General features: G+C 64.8%; 17 protein-coding genes. 12 read left to right on the top strand and 5 right to left on the bottom strand.

The window, feature by feature from the left end:
- The first annotated feature begins 92 nt into the window (after positions 1 to 92).
- Positions 93 to 1,295, top strand: coding sequence for an ISAs1-like element IS2404/ISMul1 family transposase (locus SHTP_RS09665; RefSeq protein ID WP_420872981.1), 1,203 nt, complete (start codon positions 93 to 95; stop codon positions 1,293 to 1,295).
- On the opposite strand, the gene SHTP_RS09660 is transcribed toward SHTP_RS09665, so the two are convergent.
- Together SHTP_RS09660 and SHTP_RS09655 are read right to left on the bottom strand one after the other, a co-directional pair.
- Positions 1,261 to 1,953 carry a PE domain-containing protein gene (locus SHTP_RS09660; RefSeq protein WP_231991746.1) on the bottom strand — a complete coding sequence of 231 codons (693 nt, stop codon included), beginning with the start codon at positions 1,951 to 1,953 and terminating at the stop codon, positions 1,261 to 1,263. The genes SHTP_RS09665 and SHTP_RS09660 overlap by 35 nt on opposite strands.
- Before the next feature lie 435 nt (positions 1,954 to 2,388).
- Positions 2,389 to 2,763, bottom strand: a complete 375-nt coding sequence (locus tag SHTP_RS09655) for a ClpX C4-type zinc finger protein (protein WP_096370450.1) — start codon at positions 2,761 to 2,763, stop codon at positions 2,389 to 2,391.
- A gap of 101 nt (positions 2,764 to 2,864) precedes the next feature.
- On the opposite strand from SHTP_RS09655, the gene SHTP_RS09650 reads away from it, so the two are divergent.
- The 4 genes from SHTP_RS09650 to SHTP_RS09635 all read left to right on the top strand — a co-directional run bounded on the left by SHTP_RS09650 (position 2,865) and on the right by SHTP_RS09635 (position 7,883).
- Positions 2,865 to 4,127, top strand: coding sequence for an alpha/beta hydrolase (locus SHTP_RS09650; RefSeq protein WP_096370449.1), 1,263 nt, complete (start codon positions 2,865 to 2,867; stop codon positions 4,125 to 4,127).
- The gene (locus tag SHTP_RS09645) at positions 4,124 to 5,125 is read left to right on the top strand and encodes a tocopherol cyclase family protein (RefSeq protein WP_096370448.1); all 1,002 of its coding nucleotides are present in this window, start codon (positions 4,124 to 4,126) and stop codon (positions 5,123 to 5,125) included. The genes SHTP_RS09650 and SHTP_RS09645 overlap by 4 nt, the downstream gene beginning before the upstream one ends.
- 188 nt (positions 5,126 to 5,313) lie before the next feature.
- Entirely contained in the window at positions 5,314 to 6,654 is a 1,341-nt protein-coding gene (locus SHTP_RS09640; protein ID WP_096370447.1) for a WS/DGAT/MGAT family O-acyltransferase, read from the top strand.
- Between the two features lie 80 nt (positions 6,655 to 6,734).
- Positions 6,735 to 7,883 carry an acyl-CoA dehydrogenase family protein gene (locus SHTP_RS09635; RefSeq protein ID WP_096370446.1) on the top strand — a complete coding sequence of 383 codons (1,149 nt, stop codon included), beginning with the start codon at positions 6,735 to 6,737 and terminating at the stop codon, positions 7,881 to 7,883.
- Between the two features lie 5 nt (positions 7,884 to 7,888).
- Here the strand turns inward: SHTP_RS09635 and SHTP_RS09630 are convergent, their stop codons facing one another.
- Together SHTP_RS09630 and SHTP_RS09625 are read right to left on the bottom strand one after the other, a co-directional pair.
- Positions 7,889 to 8,581, bottom strand: a complete 693-nt coding sequence (locus tag SHTP_RS09630) for a mycothiol-dependent nitroreductase Rv2466c family protein (RefSeq protein WP_172900529.1) — start codon at positions 8,579 to 8,581, stop codon at positions 7,889 to 7,891.
- A 144-nt stretch (positions 8,582 to 8,725) separates the two neighbouring features.
- Complete coding sequence (locus tag SHTP_RS09625) at positions 8,726 to 9,166, bottom strand: protease inhibitor I42 family protein (protein WP_096370444.1); 441 nt, start codon at positions 9,164 to 9,166, stop codon at positions 8,726 to 8,728.
- Positions 9,167 to 9,611: 445 nt separating this feature from the next.
- On the opposite strand from SHTP_RS09625, the gene SHTP_RS09620 reads away from it, so the two are divergent.
- The 6 genes from SHTP_RS09620 to SHTP_RS09595 all read left to right on the top strand — a co-directional run bounded on the left by SHTP_RS09620 (position 9,612) and on the right by SHTP_RS09595 (position 16,361).
- Positions 9,612 to 10,760: a DUF5685 family protein gene (locus SHTP_RS09620; protein ID WP_096370443.1), complete on the top strand. Its 1,149-nt coding sequence runs from the start codon at positions 9,612 to 9,614 to the stop codon at positions 10,758 to 10,760.
- 95 nt (positions 10,761 to 10,855) lie between these two features.
- On the top strand, positions 10,856 to 12,448 hold the full coding sequence (locus SHTP_RS09615; protein ID WP_096370442.1) for a Na+/H+ antiporter: 1,593 nt from the start codon (positions 10,856 to 10,858) through the stop codon (positions 12,446 to 12,448).
- Positions 12,449 to 12,510: 62 nt separating this feature from the next.
- On the top strand, positions 12,511 to 13,161 hold the full coding sequence (locus SHTP_RS09610) for an acyl-CoA-like ligand-binding transcription factor (RefSeq protein WP_096370441.1): 651 nt from the start codon (positions 12,511 to 12,513) through the stop codon (positions 13,159 to 13,161).
- Positions 13,154 to 14,680, top strand: coding sequence for an FAD-dependent monooxygenase (locus SHTP_RS09605; RefSeq protein WP_096370440.1), 1,527 nt, complete (start codon positions 13,154 to 13,156; stop codon positions 14,678 to 14,680). Before SHTP_RS09610 ends, SHTP_RS09605 begins: the two co-directional genes overlap by 8 nt.
- Before the next feature lie 83 nt (positions 14,681 to 14,763).
- Entirely contained in the window at positions 14,764 to 15,630 is an 867-nt protein-coding gene (locus tag SHTP_RS09600; protein WP_096370439.1) for a TIGR03619 family F420-dependent LLM class oxidoreductase, read from the top strand.
- Entirely contained in the window at positions 15,627 to 16,361 is a 735-nt protein-coding gene (locus tag SHTP_RS09595) for a hypothetical protein (protein WP_015356320.1), read from the top strand. The genes SHTP_RS09600 and SHTP_RS09595 overlap by 4 nt, the downstream gene beginning before the upstream one ends.
- Here SHTP_RS09595 and SHTP_RS09590 read toward each other — a convergent pair.
- Positions 16,355 to 16,591 carry a hypothetical protein gene (locus SHTP_RS09590; RefSeq protein ID WP_231991342.1) on the bottom strand — a complete coding sequence of 79 codons (237 nt, stop codon included), beginning with the start codon at positions 16,589 to 16,591 and terminating at the stop codon, positions 16,355 to 16,357. The genes SHTP_RS09595 and SHTP_RS09590 overlap by 7 nt on opposite strands.
- Between SHTP_RS09590 and SHTP_RS09585 the strand changes: the two genes are divergently transcribed.
- Positions 16,590 to 17,723, top strand: a complete 1,134-nt coding sequence (locus SHTP_RS09585; RefSeq protein ID WP_096370438.1) for a PPE family protein — start codon at positions 16,590 to 16,592, stop codon at positions 17,721 to 17,723. The genes SHTP_RS09590 and SHTP_RS09585 overlap by 2 nt on opposite strands.
- Positions 17,724 to 17,759: the final 36 nt, after the last annotated feature.

Here is a 17,759-nt window from a genome sequence, read left to right as displayed (position 1 = left end):
TTGGTGCCGCGCTATTGGGGCCGGAGTGTAGGCACGGGCTATCTGAAGAACGATCGAGTTGGTTACTGTTCGTCGTTGGTCTGGAGTTGCCCGTGCCTACCGTTTCAGTATTGCCTGTGTCGTCGGTTCCAGAGGTGTTCGACCGCTGGAGTCCTGGTGGGCGCAGCGAGCTCATCGGATCGGAGTTTCTCGATGTGTTGGCCTCGGTGCCAGACCCGAGGGACCCACGCGGTCGGAGGTATTCGCTGATGGCTTTGTTGGCGATCGCGGTTCTGGCCACTGCCGCGGGGATGCGCGGCTATGCTGGTTTTGCCACATGGGCGGCCACCGCTCCCGATGATGTGTTGGCCCAATTAGGGGTCCGGTTCCGGCGGCCCAGTGAGAAGACCTTCCGCGCTGTTTTGTCTCGGCTAGACCCCGCCGACCTCAACGCCAGGATGGGCAGTTACTTCACTGCACACGTGGCCAGCAGCGACCCCAGTGGATTGGTGCCGATCGCGTTGGACGGCAAGATGCGGCGTGGTGCTTTACGCGCCAAAGCGACAGCCACGCATCTCGTGTCGGTGTTCGCCCACCGTGCCCGATTGGTGCTCGGTCAACTCGCTGTCGCCGAGAAAAGCAATGAAATTCCCTGCGTACGTGCCCTGCTCACGCTGCTGCCGGGTAGCTTGCGGTGGCTGGTCACCGTGGATGCGATGCATACCCAGGTCGTCACCGCGAAGTTGATCTGCGCCACCTTGAAGTCGCACTACCTGATGATCGTCAAGTCCAACCAAGCCAAAATACTTGCGCGTATCACCGCGCTGCCCTGGGCCGAGGTGCCCGCAGCCGCTACCGACGACTCCCGCGGCCACGGCCGTGTCGAGACCCGCACCCTGCAAATCATCACCGCTGCACGAGGAATCGGCTTCCCCTACGCAAAACAAATCATCCGGATCACTCGTGAACGCTTGATCACCGCCACCGACCAGCGCAGCGTGGAGGTGGTCTATGCCATCTGCAGCCTGTCGTTCGAGCACGCCCGCCCTACCGCGATCATGACCTGGATGCGTCAACACTGGGGAATCGAGAACAGCCTGCACTGGATACGCGACGTCACCTTCGACGAAGACCGTCAAAGGGCACATACCGGAAACGGCGCACAGGTCCTAGCAACGCTACGCAACACCGCGATCAATCTGCACCGCCTCAACGGCGCCGACAACATCGCCGAAGCCTGCCGGATCACCGCTTTGACCGCCAACCGCCGCCTAGACCTCCTCAATCCACAATTCCCCAGCTCACAAGCCTGCTAATCAACAACGCCGGAGCCCTGGCGATCACCGCACTCTGCGAAACCCCGAACACCGTGACGGTATTACCGGGAATCGCAAGCTGCTCCATGATCGCGTTATCCAGAATGGTCAACCCCTCGCTTACCCAGGCGTCGAGAGTAAGACTCTTGGTACCGGTCAGCGGATACAGTTCCTCGGGCGTGTTCAGCCCCAACAGGGCATTGGCCGAACGCACGTAGAGTTCATTGGCGAGATTGATAAACCCTGGACCCGGTATCGGAATTCCGGTGCCCCCCATAACCAGCGTCGTAAGATTTGCCGGGAATGGCGGGATCGTGGCAGCGGGCGCCGCGGCCGATGTCACCGGGACGCCCAGCGCACCCGCAAGCGCTGCCGCCCCGGCCGCCTCCGCCTGCACATAGGCATTTCCGGCTTGAGCCAAGGCCTGCTGGAACTCGGTATGGAACGCCGCAACCAGACCGGCCATCGTCTGATCGGCCTGACCATGGGCCGCAAAGAAGCTGGCTATCGCGGCGGATACCTCGTCACCGGCAGCGGCAGCAACGCCCGAGATGGAGCCGGCGGCAAACTCGTTGGCCACCCCGATCGCCGACCCGATTTCCTCGACCTGCCCGGCAGCCGTCGCCATGACCTGCGGCTCCGCAACCAAGAACGCCACCGTTTGCACCCCTTCTCAGCGACCGACACTTGAGCAAAGCCCAACAACCCTGGGCAATCGATGCGGTGTAGATCACAGAGCCTAGGGCGGCCTCCCACCCGCTGTCCTGGATTTGGGAAACGTCTCGGGTGGTCAACGGCCGGGCACTTCGTGGCCGACATTGCATATAGTCACCAAGAAGACCGTGAAAACCGTTTCTTTCCAACTTTTTTCATCGTCGCGACGAGATTTCCGCCCGGCCGGGACGAGCATTACGAGCCCCGGAGGGTCGGCGACGGACAACGCCCGGCGACCGAGAGCTACCGTACTCGAAGGCATGTTCGCACCACAACCGAACGCGCGATGCGCTTCGTCGACGAACTCCGCGGACGTGGATATCGCGGGTGTCGCACCGAGCCACACCCCAACGCGCCGGCCGGTCCGCCCACAGTATTGCTACCGCTGCACCGAGAATCGCTCCCACGCGGACTGCCGGGTGACGCCAAGGGCTTCACCAACTCTCGACCACGTCACGCCACGGCGACGCAGCCCGGCGCCCCAGGCCCGCAAATCCGCCTCGACCTGACCAGCTACCACCGCAATTCGCGGGATGTGACTGAGCATCTGCTGATCATCCATCGACTCCCACATCGGCAGCCGAACCTCATGCGGTCTGTCGCGATACGTGTCCATGATCGCCGCGGCGGTCGCCACGCACTCGTTGCAGATCTGCACCCCGGCCCCGGCCACCAGCATGTCGATCTCGGTGTCGGGCTTTGCGCAGAATGAACACCAGATCTGCGCAACCGGCGTTGGGTGAGCACTCAACACAACACTCCCACTCCGTCAGGAACTTCCTTACACGACACGTCGTCAGGTAGTGGGAAGCGCCTGACAAAATAGTGGGAAGCCGAACTAAGTATTGTGGGAACATGGGGCGCGCACAGATCATCCACATCATCCGCCAATTCGGAGCGTTGGGAGTAGCCGCAGTCACCGCGGTGTCCACGCTGAACGCGTATAAACCCTTGGCACGCAAGGGATTCCTGTCGATTTGGTCGTGGATGTTCGGCCTGGTCGTCACGGAGTTTGCGTTGCAGACTATGGCCAGTCAGGTCGGCGGGCTGTTGTTGACTGCCCAACGCCTCACTCGCCCGGTCCGGGCAATCTCGTGGCTGGTGGCAGGGATCTCGGCATTGAGGTTGTTGAACTTCAATCGGGCAGGCCACCGGGCCGACATCACGCTCAAGGACGCCCTCGACAGTGGCCTGGGGACCGATCACCGTGCCGGCTCGGCCGGACTGTGGCACCGTCCGGCCGGTCCCGGCACCGCCAAGGCCCCGGGGCCACTGCGCATGTTGCGCATCTATCGCGACTACGCGCACGACTCCAACATCTCCTACGGCGAATACGGCAGCGCCAACCATCTCGACATCTGGCGGCGTCCCGACCTCGATCTCAGCGCCAAGGCGCCAGTGCTTTTTCAAATCCCCGGCGGCGCCTGGACGACAGGAAACAAGCGCGGGCAGGCCCATCCGTTGATGAGCCATCTCGCCGAGCTGGGCTGGGCCTGCGTGGCGATCAACTATCGGCACAGCCCGCGCAATACCTGGCCCGACCACATCATCGACGTCAAACGCGCCCTGGCCTGGGTCAAGGCACACATCGCCGAATACGGGGGCGACCCCGACTTCATCGCCATCACCGGCGGTTCTGCCGGCGGCCATCTGTCATCGCTGGCCGCACTGACCCCCAACGACCCGCAGTTCCAGCCCGGCTTCGAGGAAGCCGACACCCGAGTACAGGCGGCCGTGCCGTTCTACGGCGTCTATGACTTCACCCGTTTCGACGACGCGATGCATCCGATGATGCCCGGGCTGCTGGTGCGATCGGTGGTCAAGCAGCGCCCATCGGCCAACCTGCAGCCATTCATCACAGCGTCGCCGGTCAATCATGTGAGCGCCGACGCACCCCCGTTTTTTGTGCCGCACGGCCGCAACGACTCACTGGTTCCGGTCGAGCAGGCCCGCGCGTTCGTCACCGCACTGCAAGGTGTCAGCACCCAGCCGGTGGCCTACGCCGAATTACCCTTCACCCAGCACGCATTCGACATCTTTGGCTCCGCGCGCGCGGCGCATGCCGCCATTGCGGTTGAGCAGTTCCTGGCCGAGACCTACGTACGCCAACAACGATGACGGCTACATATCTGCGCTGGGTGGCCGAAGGCGCCGTCAAGCGACTGGTCGACGCATATCGGAGCACCGGCGCCGATCTGCCTTTCGGTGACCCGTTGCCATCACATGGGCGCGAAATGGAGGGCTGGTTCTGGCGCCTCACCGATCGCGCCTCTGGCCGCGTGGTTGTCGCCCTGTGCAGCGTGAACCAGCACCCGGACGGGGACTGGGCCACGGTCGCGGTGGCGCTGCACCCCGGTGATGTTGTGCGCAGCGTCGCCTTGGACGACGCCAACGCGGACTCATCCCCGTTCTCGGTACATGCCGGCGATGACGACACGGCCCGGGTGGTGGCCGGCACCGATCGACTCCGCATCGACATTGACGACGTTCATCTAGACCTACACTTCAGTGATCCGGTCGAATGGCCCAAGCCGTTCGGGGGCGGTGGACTGTTTTCTTCCATTCCGTTCCTCAACCAGTACTGGCATCCCTACCGCCTCGGCGGGAATGCCAGTGGCACAGTGGGGTTCAATGGCGAAACCTGGTCATTCGACTCGGCCCGGCTCTACTGCGAACGCAATTGGGGCACCGGCTTTCCCGAACACTGGTGGTGGGGTCAAGCGCACGATTTCGACAACGCCGACGCCTCGGTCGCATTCTCTGGGGGCCTTCTTCAGTTCGGTCCAATCCGCCAGGATGTCACCGGAGTGGTGGTGCGACTCGGCGACGAGGTGATTCGCGTGACGCCCCCCGCGGTAGTGCGTTCCCAGATCACCGACGGACACTGGCGGGTGCGCGCCTTCTCACTGCATTACCAGATCGAGCTGGAGGGCGAAGGCGCCGGCAGCGGTCCGCATACCCTGCCCGTGCCAGTGCCGGCCCAACGCCACAACGTCGACACCGACTTTGAGCACCTTGCCGGGCGACTCCATTGCGTCGTGCGCAAATTCGGCCGGGTGGTGTTCGACGGCACCTGCGGGCTGGCAAGTTTGGAGGTCGGCAGCCGCCCGAGCTAACAGCCGCACGCTGCGTGGCAAAACGGCTGGTGCAAAAGCGGATTCATTCACTCATTCGGCACCACGGAACAGCCACTGCGCGGCGCACGGGATGCCTGGCCAACGGCCATTTCGGCAGCTCCCGAAGCCAGTAATCCGATCGCGCCAACCACGAACCACTGGCAGCCGAAATCGCTAGGGTGAGCCACGTGAAACTACTCAGCCCGCTGGACCAGATGTTCGCACGGATGGAGGCGCCCCGCACCCCGATGCACATCGGGGCGTTTGCAATCTTCGACATGCCCAAGAATGCACCGCGGGGCTTCATCCGTGACCTCTATGAGGCGGTCTCACAGCTGGCATTTCTCCCCTTTCCGTTCGACAGCGTGATCGTCGGCGGCCCCTCCATGGCCTATTGGAAGCAGGTGCAGCCCGACCCGAGTTACCACGTCCGGATGTCCGCACTCCCCCAACCCGGAACCGCACGCGATCTTGGCGCCCTGGTGGAGCGACTGCACTCGACGCCACTGGACATGACCAAGCCGCTGTGGGAACTGCACGTCATCGAGGGTCTGGAAGGCAAGCAGTTCGCCATCTATTTCAAGGCCCACCACTGCGCGGTCGACGGCATGGGCGGGGTCAACCTGATCAAGAGCTGGCTAACCACCGATCCCACCGCTCCCCCGGGTTCGGGCAAGCCGGAACCGCTCGGCGATGATTACGAACTGGCCACCGTGTTCGCCGCCACCACGGCCAAGCGTGCGGTCGAGGGCGTTTCGGCGGTCAGCGAGCTGATCGGAAAGATCATCAGCATGGCACGCGGCGCCAACAGCTCGGTACGAGCGGCGCTCACTACCCCGGGCACACCGTTTAACACCCGGATCAACCGGCATCGCCGGCTGGCGGTCCAGGTGCTCAGCCTGCCCCGGCTCAAGGCGGTGTCCAGCGCGACCGGTACCACCATCAACGACGTGGTTTTGGCTTCGATCGGCGGTGCGTGCCGACACTACCTGCGGGATCAGAGCGCCTTGCCGAAGAGCAACCTCACGGTGTCAGTGCCGGTGGGCTTCGAACGTGACGCCGACACGGTCAATGCCGCGTCAGGTTTCGTCACCCAGCTAGGCACCTCGATCGAAGACCCGATCGAGCGGCTGACCACGATTTCGGCATCGACCAGCCGGGGCAAAGCCGAACTGCTGGCGTTGTCACCCAACGCCCTGCAGCACTACTCCGTGTTCGGCCTGCTGCCGATCGCGGCGGGACAAAAGAGCGGAGCGCTGGGCATCATCCCGCCCCTGTTCAACTTCACCGTCTCCAACGTGGTGCTGCCCAAGGAGCCGTTGTACCTTTCCGGCGCCAAGCTGGACGTCATCGTTCCCATGTCGTTCCTGTGCGATGGCTACGGCCTCAATGTGACGCTGGTCGGCTATACCGACAAGGTCGTGCTCGGATTCCTCGGTTGCCGCGACACCCTGCCGCATCTGCAACGACTGGTGCGCTACACAGGCGAGGCGTTCGACGAACTCGAGACCGCAACAACCACCGCCTAGCCGGATACCCGAAAGCTCCTGCCAGCGCGACATTGCCGTCCCCGACCTTGGATTGCCATACAGAACGGTATGGTGGACTCATGACGGCCGGCATTACCGACACATTTGTGCACAGCCTCGCACAGCGTGCACACGAGGCCGAAAAACTTCGGCGCTTGCCCGCGGCCACCGTCACCGAACTGACCGCGGCCGGGTTCCCCGACTTGCTCAAACCGGCCCGCTACGGCGGGCAGCAGGCCGAGTTCAGCGCAATTTTCGACCCGGTGCGCCGGATGGCGCACGGGTGTGCCTCAACTGCCTGGACCGCGGCGTTTTACGCCTTGCACAACTGGATGCTGGCCCTCTTCGACGAGCGGGCACAAAGTGAGGGCTTCACCACGACACCATTTCTTGCCCCGGCGCCGTTGGCGCCCACCGGCCGCGGCCTACCCGCCGACGGGGGCGTCCGGTTGAGCGGACGCTGGTCATGGGCAACCGGCGTGATGGACGGCAATTGGATCATCGTCGGCACGTTGTGCGGTTCCGACGATGCGATCTATCCCGCCCTGGCACTGTTGCCCGCCAACGACATTCGGATCATCGACGTGTGGCACACCGACGGGATGCGGGCCACCGGGTCCAACGACGTCGTCATCGAGGACGTCTTCGTACCCACCTACCGGCTGATCAAGGTCACTGATATCTACGCTGGCACCACGCCAGGCTCGAAGGTGCACGAAGCGCCGGCATACCGTTGGCCGTTGGTGCCCGCCCTCGCTCTGGTCGCTGCCATGCCCGCGCTGGGCGCGGCCGAGCACGTCGCGGACGTCTTCACCGCGCGGCTGGGCGAGCGGATCCTAGCCTACGAAGGCGCCAAACAACAGGACAAACCCGCCGCGCAAGTCCGAGTGGGCGAAGCCCGGGTCCGGCTGCGGGCATTGCACGGTCTGCTGGCCGACACCGTCGGGCGAATCGAAGACATCCTCGCGACCGGAGACCGGGTACCGCGTCCGATCCGCGCCGATGCCCGCCTGGCGGCCGCCCACATCGTGCACGAATCACGTGCGGTGATCGGCGAGTTACTTGAAGCGTCGGGTGCCAGCGCACATTTCCTGAACAACCCTCTGCAGCGAGCCAAACGCGACGTTGACGTGATCAGCGGACACGCCGTCTTCGACTACGACGTCAGCCGAGAACTGGCCGGCGCCTTGGCGATCGGGCGCAAGATCTCCCCCGTCGCTATGGTGTGAGTGGCCTAGCGTCCGGCCAGGCGATCGACATCGATGATTTTGCCGCGGTTGATGCTGACCCAATCGCGCCCATCAAGGTACGGGCGCAGACTCTGCCCGATGAGCTCGGCATCGGCCGCCGACTTCGGCCGCTGCAGTTCGTAGACGTGCGGCAGCTCGGCCATCCCGCTGACCACATTCCACAGTTTCAGGGCGTCAGCGCCGGTCGGAGGGTCTACCAGCACCGGCCCAAACAAGCATTGCCCGTCCATGAAGAGCGTCGGCACGCCGTATCCATTGGCGTCGACCATTCGCTGATGCTCGGCACGGATCTCGTCGTGGGTGCTCGGATCATCAAGCGCTGCATCGACAACCGCCGCCTCCACGCCGATGTCACCAAGCAGGCGTCGCGCCACCGCGGGATCGTGTGGCTTCCCACCGAGCACGTGCAATTCGTGCCCGATCGCCTCATACCACTGGTCCAGCAACGACATGTCCGATCGGCGCAGCAGTGCGCCGATCCGCATCAGCGACCAGCCGTAGGACCAGTCCCGCTCCCAGGGGTGCTTCTTGCCTTCTGCCCGGTTGATCTCTTCCAAGCTGAAGAACCGCCAATTGATGGTGATTCCCAACTGCGCCCGGACATCGCGAATCCAGACCGAAGTCTGGTAGGCGAACGGACACATCGGGTCAAAGTGGAAATCCACAACGGTGTTCATCACGCTTGACCTTTCCAGCGGGAAACTCGCGACCATGGGTCCTGCCACCGGTTGCGGTTCGCGACTCGACGCTGCTGCCCAGCTTAGCGAGGACACATTGGTGCGGGTAGGCGCGCACGCACCAACGCAGCGCCGCGGCGGCGACTACTTCACGGTCACCTTCGCGGTGAAGGTACACGTCGGAGTGTTGTCGCTGCCTACGAAACTGGCATAGCCGGTGGTGATCGTGGTTGTGCCGGGCTTGAGCGCCGTGAATGTCCACACTTCGGTTCCAGGCGCTCCGATCACGTCGGTATCCGGCCGGACATACCGATGACTGATCTGATTCAGCACGGTGGGATCTCCGATCGTCGCGTCTTCGGTCCAGCGGTAGGGCGTGGTGTAGTTGGATCCCAGGGTCACCAGGAGTGTGTCGCCGACCGAGAGCGTGATGTCACGCTCGATGCTGCTCTGCTTCAACACCTCATCCATCGAAACGTCGATGGCCTTGGTAGCCGGCGACCGACCGCGATGCGAGCAGCCGGTGCTGCCCATCACCACCGAGAGAATGAGCATCGCAACGGTCACCATGAGCTTGAAGTTCATCTACACCACCCTTCGATCCGGGTTCGCAGCTTAGTCCCCCGGTGCTCCCGGTGCGGCGAAAGCACGCTGCGTGCGCCGCCGCAGTGTTTGTATCGCCCGAGGCGGGCAACGGCGTACTCCAAGATCAACCGCGGGATTATCAACGCCCGGAATTGATTTCACCGCCAGTCAGGATCGGCCCACGATCCCACCCTTTGGCTCCGGCACAGACACCGGCACCTGGGCTAGCGGGGTTTCAGACATTGCTTGGTGTATTGCACCGGCCACAAACAACTTTCACAGCAAGGCGAAAACACCGCACACCAGCCGGCGCCGCCAATCGCACCCCGCGTTCTCACGATGGAGTTCGTGCTGGCCGGCAGCCGTTTCCCAGGGCGGCCAACTCCGGCGCGGCGGGCGCTACGTTTACCCGGACGCACGGCGCCTGCTCCGGTAGCTTCGATCCGTGTTTGGCATCATCTGGCCCTGCCGCCATCGGCTAGGCCGAGAACTCACGGCCGCCTGGCGCGCCCAGTTGTGCGGGCTGTGCCTGGCGCTGCGTGACGACTACGGTCAGGCCGCACGGATCGCCACCAACTACGACGGGTTGGTGGTATCCGTACTGGTCGAAGCGCACTCCATGACGCCTGCGACCCGGCGAACGGCCGGACCTTGCCCGTTGCGCGGGATGCGCCGGGCCGACGTCGCGACCGGCGAATGTGCGCGACTGGCCGCCGTGGTCTCGTTGGCGCTGGCCGCAGCGCGAGTGCGCGACCACATCGAGGACCGAGACGGCGTTGTTGGTGCGGCACCGATACGACCCACGGCGCGGCGCATCGCGCAGCGATGGGTCCGCCAGGGCACGGATGCCGGGAACGCGCTGGGCTTCGACACCAACGTGCTCGTCGCCGCGATGGACCGACAGGCCGATCTGGAGGCCAACGCCGTTGCGGGCAGCTCACTGTTACTGGTGACCGAGCCCACCGAGTCGGCGTTCGCCGCGGCATTCGAGCACACCGCGGTGTTGGCGCAGCGCCCCGCCAACCAAGCTCCGCTGCGCGAGATCGGCCGCCTCTTCGGACGGATCGCACACCTGCTGGACGCCGTCGCCGACTACCACGACGACCTGGCGCGGGGAAAGTGGAATCCGCTGACCGCGACCGCAACATCCATCGCAGCGGTCCGCCCCCTTTGTGACGACGCGCTGCTGGGTATCGAACTCGCGCTGGCCGACGTGGACTTCACCGACGGAAGGCTGGCCCGGCGGCTGTTGACCCGGGAGGTGCGCCACAGCGTATCGCGCACGTTCAGCCAGCTCGGATACCCGGGGTACAAAGCGACGCCGCACGGTCGGCAGGAACCGATCAACTTCGGCGCCCAGCCGATGAGCGCCGGCCCCTACCCCGGACTACCAGGCGAGCCTGCACCCAACCCCGACCAAAGCCCCAGGCGGGGGTGCTGGAACACCTGCACCGAAGACCGCTGCTGTGACTGCACCTGTGATTGCTGCGAGGGCTGCTGCGACGACGACTGTTGCTGCGATTGCGGTGATTGCGCAGACTGCTGCGACTGCGGAGACTGTTGTGACTGCGGAGACTGCTGCGACTGCTCATAGCGCGACCACCCGCCAATCCGCCTGACCGCTGCGCCGACAGCGATCACCCGCCCGGCGCCTGAGCGAGCACCTGGTGCGTACGCGAGGATGGTCTGGTGTTTGGGCTTGTCGTCATCGTCGCGCTGGTGGCCACCGTGGTCATTGGCGCCGTCCTGGGACGCCGCTATCGCGTAGGCCCCCCGGTGCTGCTCATTCTGCTGGGCGCGTTGCTGGGCCTGGTCCCTCGTTTCGGAGATGTCCAGATCGACGGCGAGATCGTCCTGCTGCTGTTCTTGCCCGCGATCCTGTACTGGGAGAGCCTGAACACCAGTTTCCGCGAACTTCGCTGGAATCTGCGCATCGTCATCATGTTCAGCATCGGCCTGGTGATCGCGACCGCGGTGGCCGTGTCGTGGACGGCGCGGGCGCTCGGCATGGAGTCCCACGCCGCCGCGGTCCTCGGTGCGGTGCTCTCCCCCACCGATGCCGCCGCCGTGGCCGGTCTGGCCAAACGACTGCCGCGCCGGGCCCTGACCGTGTTACGCGGCGAGAGCCTCATCAATGACGGGACCGCGCTAGTCCTGTTCGCCGTGACCGTCGCGGTCGCCGAGGGCTCCGCCCAGCTTGGACCGGCCGCCCTGGCCGGCCGGTTCGTGGTGTCCTACCTCGGTGGCATTGTTGCCGGGCTGCTGGTCGGCGGACTGGTGACAATGCTGCGCCGCAAAATCGATGCACCGCTCGAGGAGGGAGCCCTGAGTCTGCTGACGCCGTTCGCGGCGTTCTTGCTCGCCCAATCCATGCACTGCAGCGGTGTCGTCGCCGTGCTGATCTCGGCTTTGGTTCTCACCTACACGGGTCCGCGAGTGATCCGGGCGCGGTCGCGGATGCAGTCCTACGCCTTCTGGGACATCACCACCTTCCTCATCAACGGGTCTTTGTGGGTGTTCGTCGGCGTTCAGATCCCCGGTGCGATAGACCACATCTCCAATGTCGACGGCGGACTTCGGCGCGCCACGTTCATCGCACTCGCTGTCACCGGCGTGATCATCGCGACCCGAATCGTCTGGGTGGAGGTGACCACCGTGTTGGGGGTCGCGCTGGACCGCTTCCTGAAAAAGGACACCCGCCACGTCGGCTTTCGGCAGCGCTGCATCACCAGCTGGGCTGGATTCCGCGGTGCGGTGTCACTCGCCGCCGCGCTCGCGGTTCCCATGACCACCCACAGCGGCGCCCCGTTCCCGGATCGAAACCTCATCATTTTTGTCGTATCCGTCGTCATATTGGTGACCGTGCTGGTCCAGGGCAGCTCGCTGCCCGCGGTGGTCCGGTGGGCCCGAGTACCCGGGGACGTTGCGCACGCCGACGAAGTTCAACTGGCCCGAACCCGCAGCGCCGAAGCCGCCCTCGAGGTCCTGCCGGACGTCGCAAGCGAGCTCGGGGTGAGTCCGGACCTGTTGAAACGGCTGACCAAGGAATACGAGGAGCGCGCCACGATCATCCGGGAAAACGGCGACGATTCCGCGCCCAGCGACCTCGCCCAGCGCACCGATCTGGTCCGACGGGTGCGTCTTGGGGTGCTCGAACATCAACGCCACGCCATCACGGCGCTGCGCAACCAGAACCTCATCGATGACATCGTGTTGCGCGAAGTGCAAGCCGACATGGATTTGGAAGAGGTCCAGCTACTCGACCCCGTCGAACATGATTGACCGTAGATAATTTCCTGGCAGGCAATTTTGCCCGATGGGCAATTATCCACTATGCTCTTGCCGTGCCCGACGATCACCCGCCGACAGGTCTGCGCCAGCGCAAGAAGGCCGACACCAGACGGGCGCTCAGCGACGCAGCACTGGCACTGGCATTCGAACGCGGGTTCGATAACGTCACCCGCGAAGACATCGCCAATGTGGCCGGGGTGTCGCTACGCACCTTCAATAACTACTTCACAGGCAAATATGAGGCGCTGGCCTACCGGCAAACCGAACGCATGCGACGCAGCATCGCGGCGCTGCGAGAGCGCCCCGCCGGCGAACCGCTCTGGACCGCGATCGCGCACGCCGTACTGGAACCGCTGCAGGCCGACCTCCACGAAGCCACGGCGGACGAGGACCGACTCCCGAGCCGTGGTGAGCTTGCCGAAGTCCGAAAATTGCTCATGAACCCGCAAATTCGCGAAGCGGCCTCACGCGAGCTGTTGGAGGATTGGCGCGACGCAATCGCCGAACGCACCGGCACCGACCCCGAGAACGACATGTATCCAAGGTTGGTGGTAGCAGTGGTGCGCGCGGTCGGCGACGCGGCAATGGATACTTACGCGACGGCCGATCCACCAGTGGCCATCACGGAGTTGATCCGGGCGGGTTTCGCCTCCGTAGCCGCCGGACTGCCCGAACCCGCCAAACCGGGGGAACAACGTGGTTGACGTGGCGGCCGATGTCGTGATCTCCGGCGCCGGACCAAACGGGCTGATGCTGGCCTGCGAACTCGCGTTGGCCGGCATCCGGCCCGTGGTACTCGACAAGCTATCCGGACCCAGTGCCGAACCAAAGGCCAATGGTCTTGTTGGGCAGGTTGTCCGGATGCTGGACATGCGGGGCCTCTATCAGAGTTTCAGCGGCGATGACGGTCCACCACAACCGGCGCAGGGCTGGATGTTCGCCGCCATGCCGCTGAGCTTCCTGGGCCTCAACGACAATTCCCTCTACACAATGCTGATGCCACAGCCCAGACTGGTGCGACTGCTAGAACAGCGGGCTAGCGCTCTTGGTGTGGACCTACGTTGGGGAGATGAACTCACCGGGTTTCGCTGCGACTCGCAATCCGTTGTGGCGGAGGTGTCCTCACCACAGCGCAGCTACGAAATCAGCTCCCGGTACCTGATTGGCGCCGACGGAGGCCGCAGCCTGGTGCGAAAGACGCTGGGCATCGAGTTCCCCGGATGCACCTCAGCCACCGTCGGCAGGCTGGCGCATGTGCAGCTTCCCGACGAGTTCCGCACCGCGGACCGTGCTGTCGAGATTCCAGAATTCGGTCGGCTTCCATTCGGGCACAGCCGTTTCGACCGTGGTGGGGTGATCTTTGCCGAGTTTGAACCGGGCCGGTCCATGCTGGGGACCATCGAGTCCGGTCCCCCCGTCGAGGAGCGGCCGATGTCGTTGGCCGAACTGCGCGAAAGCGTGCAGCGGGTGCTCGGCGTCGACATCCCCCTGAAAAGACCCAAAGGCCCCGGCCCCCACGCCCTGCGCCGCATCAACGGACAGAACACTCGACACGCGGAGCGATATCGTCGCGGGCGGCTATTGCTGCTAGGCGACGCCGCTCACGTGCACAGCCCGATGGGCGGCCCCGGCCTGAACCTGGGTCTACAGGACACATTCAACCTGGGATGGAAACTTGCCGCCGAGCTCAACGGCTGGGCCCCGGATGGTTTGCTCGACGCCTACGAGTCCGAACGTCACCCGGTGGGCGCTCGAGTCATGATGCATTCGCTGGCCCAGACCGCGCTGATGGCCCCCGGGCCCGAAGTCGGCGCCCTGCGAGAGCTATTTGGCGAGCTGCTCACCATTCCCGAAGTCACCAAACAGATGGGGGCGCTGCTGGCCGGGTCGGACCTCATCTACCCCGTCGGCGACGAGCACCCGCTGTCCGGGCGGCTGGTTCCCGTACTGACCACCGATGATGGACGACGTATCGATGAGCTGATGTGTGGTGCTCGTCCACTACTGATTGACCTCGCAGACGGTGACGCCGCGGCTGCGGCGCAGGGCTGGGCCGATCGCGTCGAGATTGTGCACACCTCGATCGCCGATCGTCCGGCCGCCGCGATGCTGATCCGGCCCGACGGCTATGTCGCCTGGGCAGCAAACGCATTCGACACCGCGGCCCGAGGCAGCCTGCGGGACGCGTTGCAACGCTGGTTCGGCTCGCACCTGGGCGGCTGACCTCCGCCCGGCGACGCCGCTCGCCGAGACCGAGCCGCCAGGGACGACCCCGCCCATCCAAGAGGTTGTTAGCATCAATCGCGATGAGCGCCGCAGCCGCGAAGCTGTCCATTGCCACACCGGCGGTCACACTGCTACCCGGGGTCAGCGCCCCCTGGGAGAAGGCCGCCTCGATCGAAGACCTGACCCAGATCGCCGAAACCGCAGACAAGTTGGGCTATTACCATCTGACCTGCAGTGAGCACATCGCGCTGCCAGCCGCGGAGAAACGGCGCCGCGGGACACGCTACTGGGATCCGCTGGCGACGTTGGGTTACCTCGCCGCCCGCACCCAGCGAATCCGGTTGGCTACCAACGTCCTGGTGCTCGGCTATCACCACCCGCTCGAGATCGCCAAGCGCTACGGCACCTTGGACACGGTCAGCAACGGTAGGCTCATCCTCGGCGTCGGCGTCGGTAGCCTCAAAGAAGAATTTGACCTCATCGGTGCGCCGTTTGAAAACCGGGGCGCGCGAGCCGACGACGCGTTGCGCGCGCTGCGCGCCGCATTGTCAGTACCCGAACCCAGATACCACGGCGAGTTCTATTCGTTCCGCGACATGGTGGTCGACCCGTGTGCCGTCCAGAAGCGCCTTCCCATCTGGGTGGGAGGGCGCACCCTGCGTTCGTTGCGGCGAGCCACCAGCCTCGCCGAAGGGTGGGTTCCCTTCGGAATAAGCTTGGGCGAAGCTCGGGACTGGCTGAGCCGCTTCGATATTGGATCAGGATTCGAAGTCGTGCTCAGTTCACCAGAGCCGTTGAACCCGATCGGCGACCCGGAAAGAACCCGGCACCTCCTCGCCGACCTCGCCGCGCACGGCGCCACCACCATCTGCGCCACGTTCGCGCACTCCTCGCGGCAGCAGTACCTGGATAACCTGCACGCACTGGCCGAGCTGGATTCACCGTGATCCGGACCGCCGCGGGGATATTCAGCCTGACCGCAGCCGCGCCGCCCGACGATGACGGCAACTATCTGCGCTGGCACCTGCTCGATCACATGCCCGAGCAATACCAGCTCCCCGGCATCGTGCACGGCCTGCGCTGGATCGCCGATGGAGACTACCTCAGCTCACGGCTGGCCGCTCGCGGACCGCTGGGCAAGATTTGCAACGCGGTGCACTACCTCGTCGGTGAACCCGTGCGGCAGACCTTCGACGACTTTGTGGCACTGGGGCGCACGCTGGCCGACACTGGCCGCTTCCCCGTCAAGCGACCGCTATTGCGGGTGAGCGGTGTGCGCTTGCTGCATCGGCACTCCGCACCGAGCGCGCTTATCTCTGCGGAGGTCGTGCCGTTTCGGCCACACCGCGGGATAGTGCTGATCGTCGAGGAACCTACTGGCACCCGCCCCGATACGTGGCTGCAATGGCTGCACGCCGAACACTACCCGGCGCTGCTGGCCAGCCCTGGCGTTGCGGGAGCTTGGACCTTCGGCTCGAGCACCGCGTGGAATCCGTTGCCACGCGGCTGGTATCCCGGCCCGCAATACATCACCGTCGTGTACCTCGACGGGGATCCGCTGACCGCAACCAACGCGCTGGCGCCGATCGCCGAAGAGCGCTGGCGATCAGGAGCGGTGCAACCGGTGTTCGCCGGACCGATGCGTACGATGGTCACCTGGGAAGTGTGGCCTCAATAGCCAAACGCAGCCCACGTGCCAGGCGGGTAGGGCGGGACTTTGCCGGCGAACACCGCGTCGGTCAAGGCGCAGAGCAGGTCAGAGACGGTTCCGGCATTTGCCAAGGTACTGATCGGGGCACCCGATTCAACGTGTGCCACCACCGCCTGCCAGAAATAGCCGAGACCTCCGTGCTCGTACCAGACAAACCAGTCGGCGTCGCGGTCGCCAGAGATCAACTCGACCCGCATGTACACCGGCCCGGGCTCGGCCTCGCTCAGGGCCGCCTCGGCAAGCTGGAACAGCGTCTCGGTCGGATTGCATTCCGCCGCCGAGTCTTACCGGGCCATGATCGCAGACCTGACCAGCTTCCAATGGCTGGGTCCGTCTTCGGCCGCAATGGTCGCCTCAGTGCTGCCCTATGTTGGTGCGCTAGAGGCCACTGCCGTCCAGGCAGGACACTCGGCCATGCAGGCCTCGGCCGCGGCCGCGGCCTACGAGCAGGCGTTCGCGATGACGGTGCCGCCGCCGGCCATCGCCGTCAACCGCGCCGAACTCGCGGCACTGATTGCCACGAACTTCTTCGGCCAAAACACCGCGGCGATCGCGGCCAGCGAAGCCGAATACGCCGAGATGTGGGCCACCGACGCCACCGCGATGACCAGCTACTCCTCCACCTCGGCTGCCGCAAGAGCGTTGACCCCCTTCAGTTCCCCGCATCAGACCACCAACCCCGCCGGCCTGGGCGCTCAAAGCGCCGCAGTGGCCAACTCCACCGCCAATGTGGCCGCTGACAGCGGTAACTGGCTAGGAAATCTGATCGACGCCATAGGTGTTGCGCTCCTGCCGATCGCTCCCGAACTCTCAGCAATCCTGATACCGCTGGGAGAGCTGATCAACATGATCCCCTTCCCATCGTTTTTGGCCGACGACCTCACCGTCCTCGACGGCCTGCTGGCGTTCTACGCGACGATCGGTTCGATGCAGAACATCCAGTCGATGGGCAGCGGAATCATCGGCACCGACGACACGCTGGGCCTCATCCCCCACGCCGCCGCGGCCACCGCCGACGCCCCCAACGCGCTCGCCGCACTCGGTGGTGAGCCGGCGCTGGGCGCCGAACTGGGCCCGATCGCAGCAGAGCTGACCAGTGGCAACAGAATTGGCCAAATGTCGGTCCCGCCCAGCTGGACCGAGCCGAAGGTCACCACCATCAAAGCGCTGCAGGCCACCCCGCTGACCACCCTGCCCACCGACGAGGTTCCCGCATCCGGCATCCCCGGAATGCCCGGAATGGCAATGACCGGAACAGGCCGCGGCGGCGTCGCACCCCGATACGGAGTGCGACTGACCGTGATGCCCCGCCCATTCTCCGGCGGATAACCAGGCCGTAACCGGGCCCGTCCGGCAGTTCACCGC

Origin of the sequence: Mycobacterium ulcerans subsp. shinshuense (assembly GCF_002355775.1) — a bacterium.
GTDB lineage: Bacteria > Actinomycetota > Actinomycetes > Mycobacteriales > Mycobacteriaceae > Mycobacterium > Mycobacterium marinum.
This window is presented reverse-complemented; position numbering and strand designations above follow the sequence as displayed.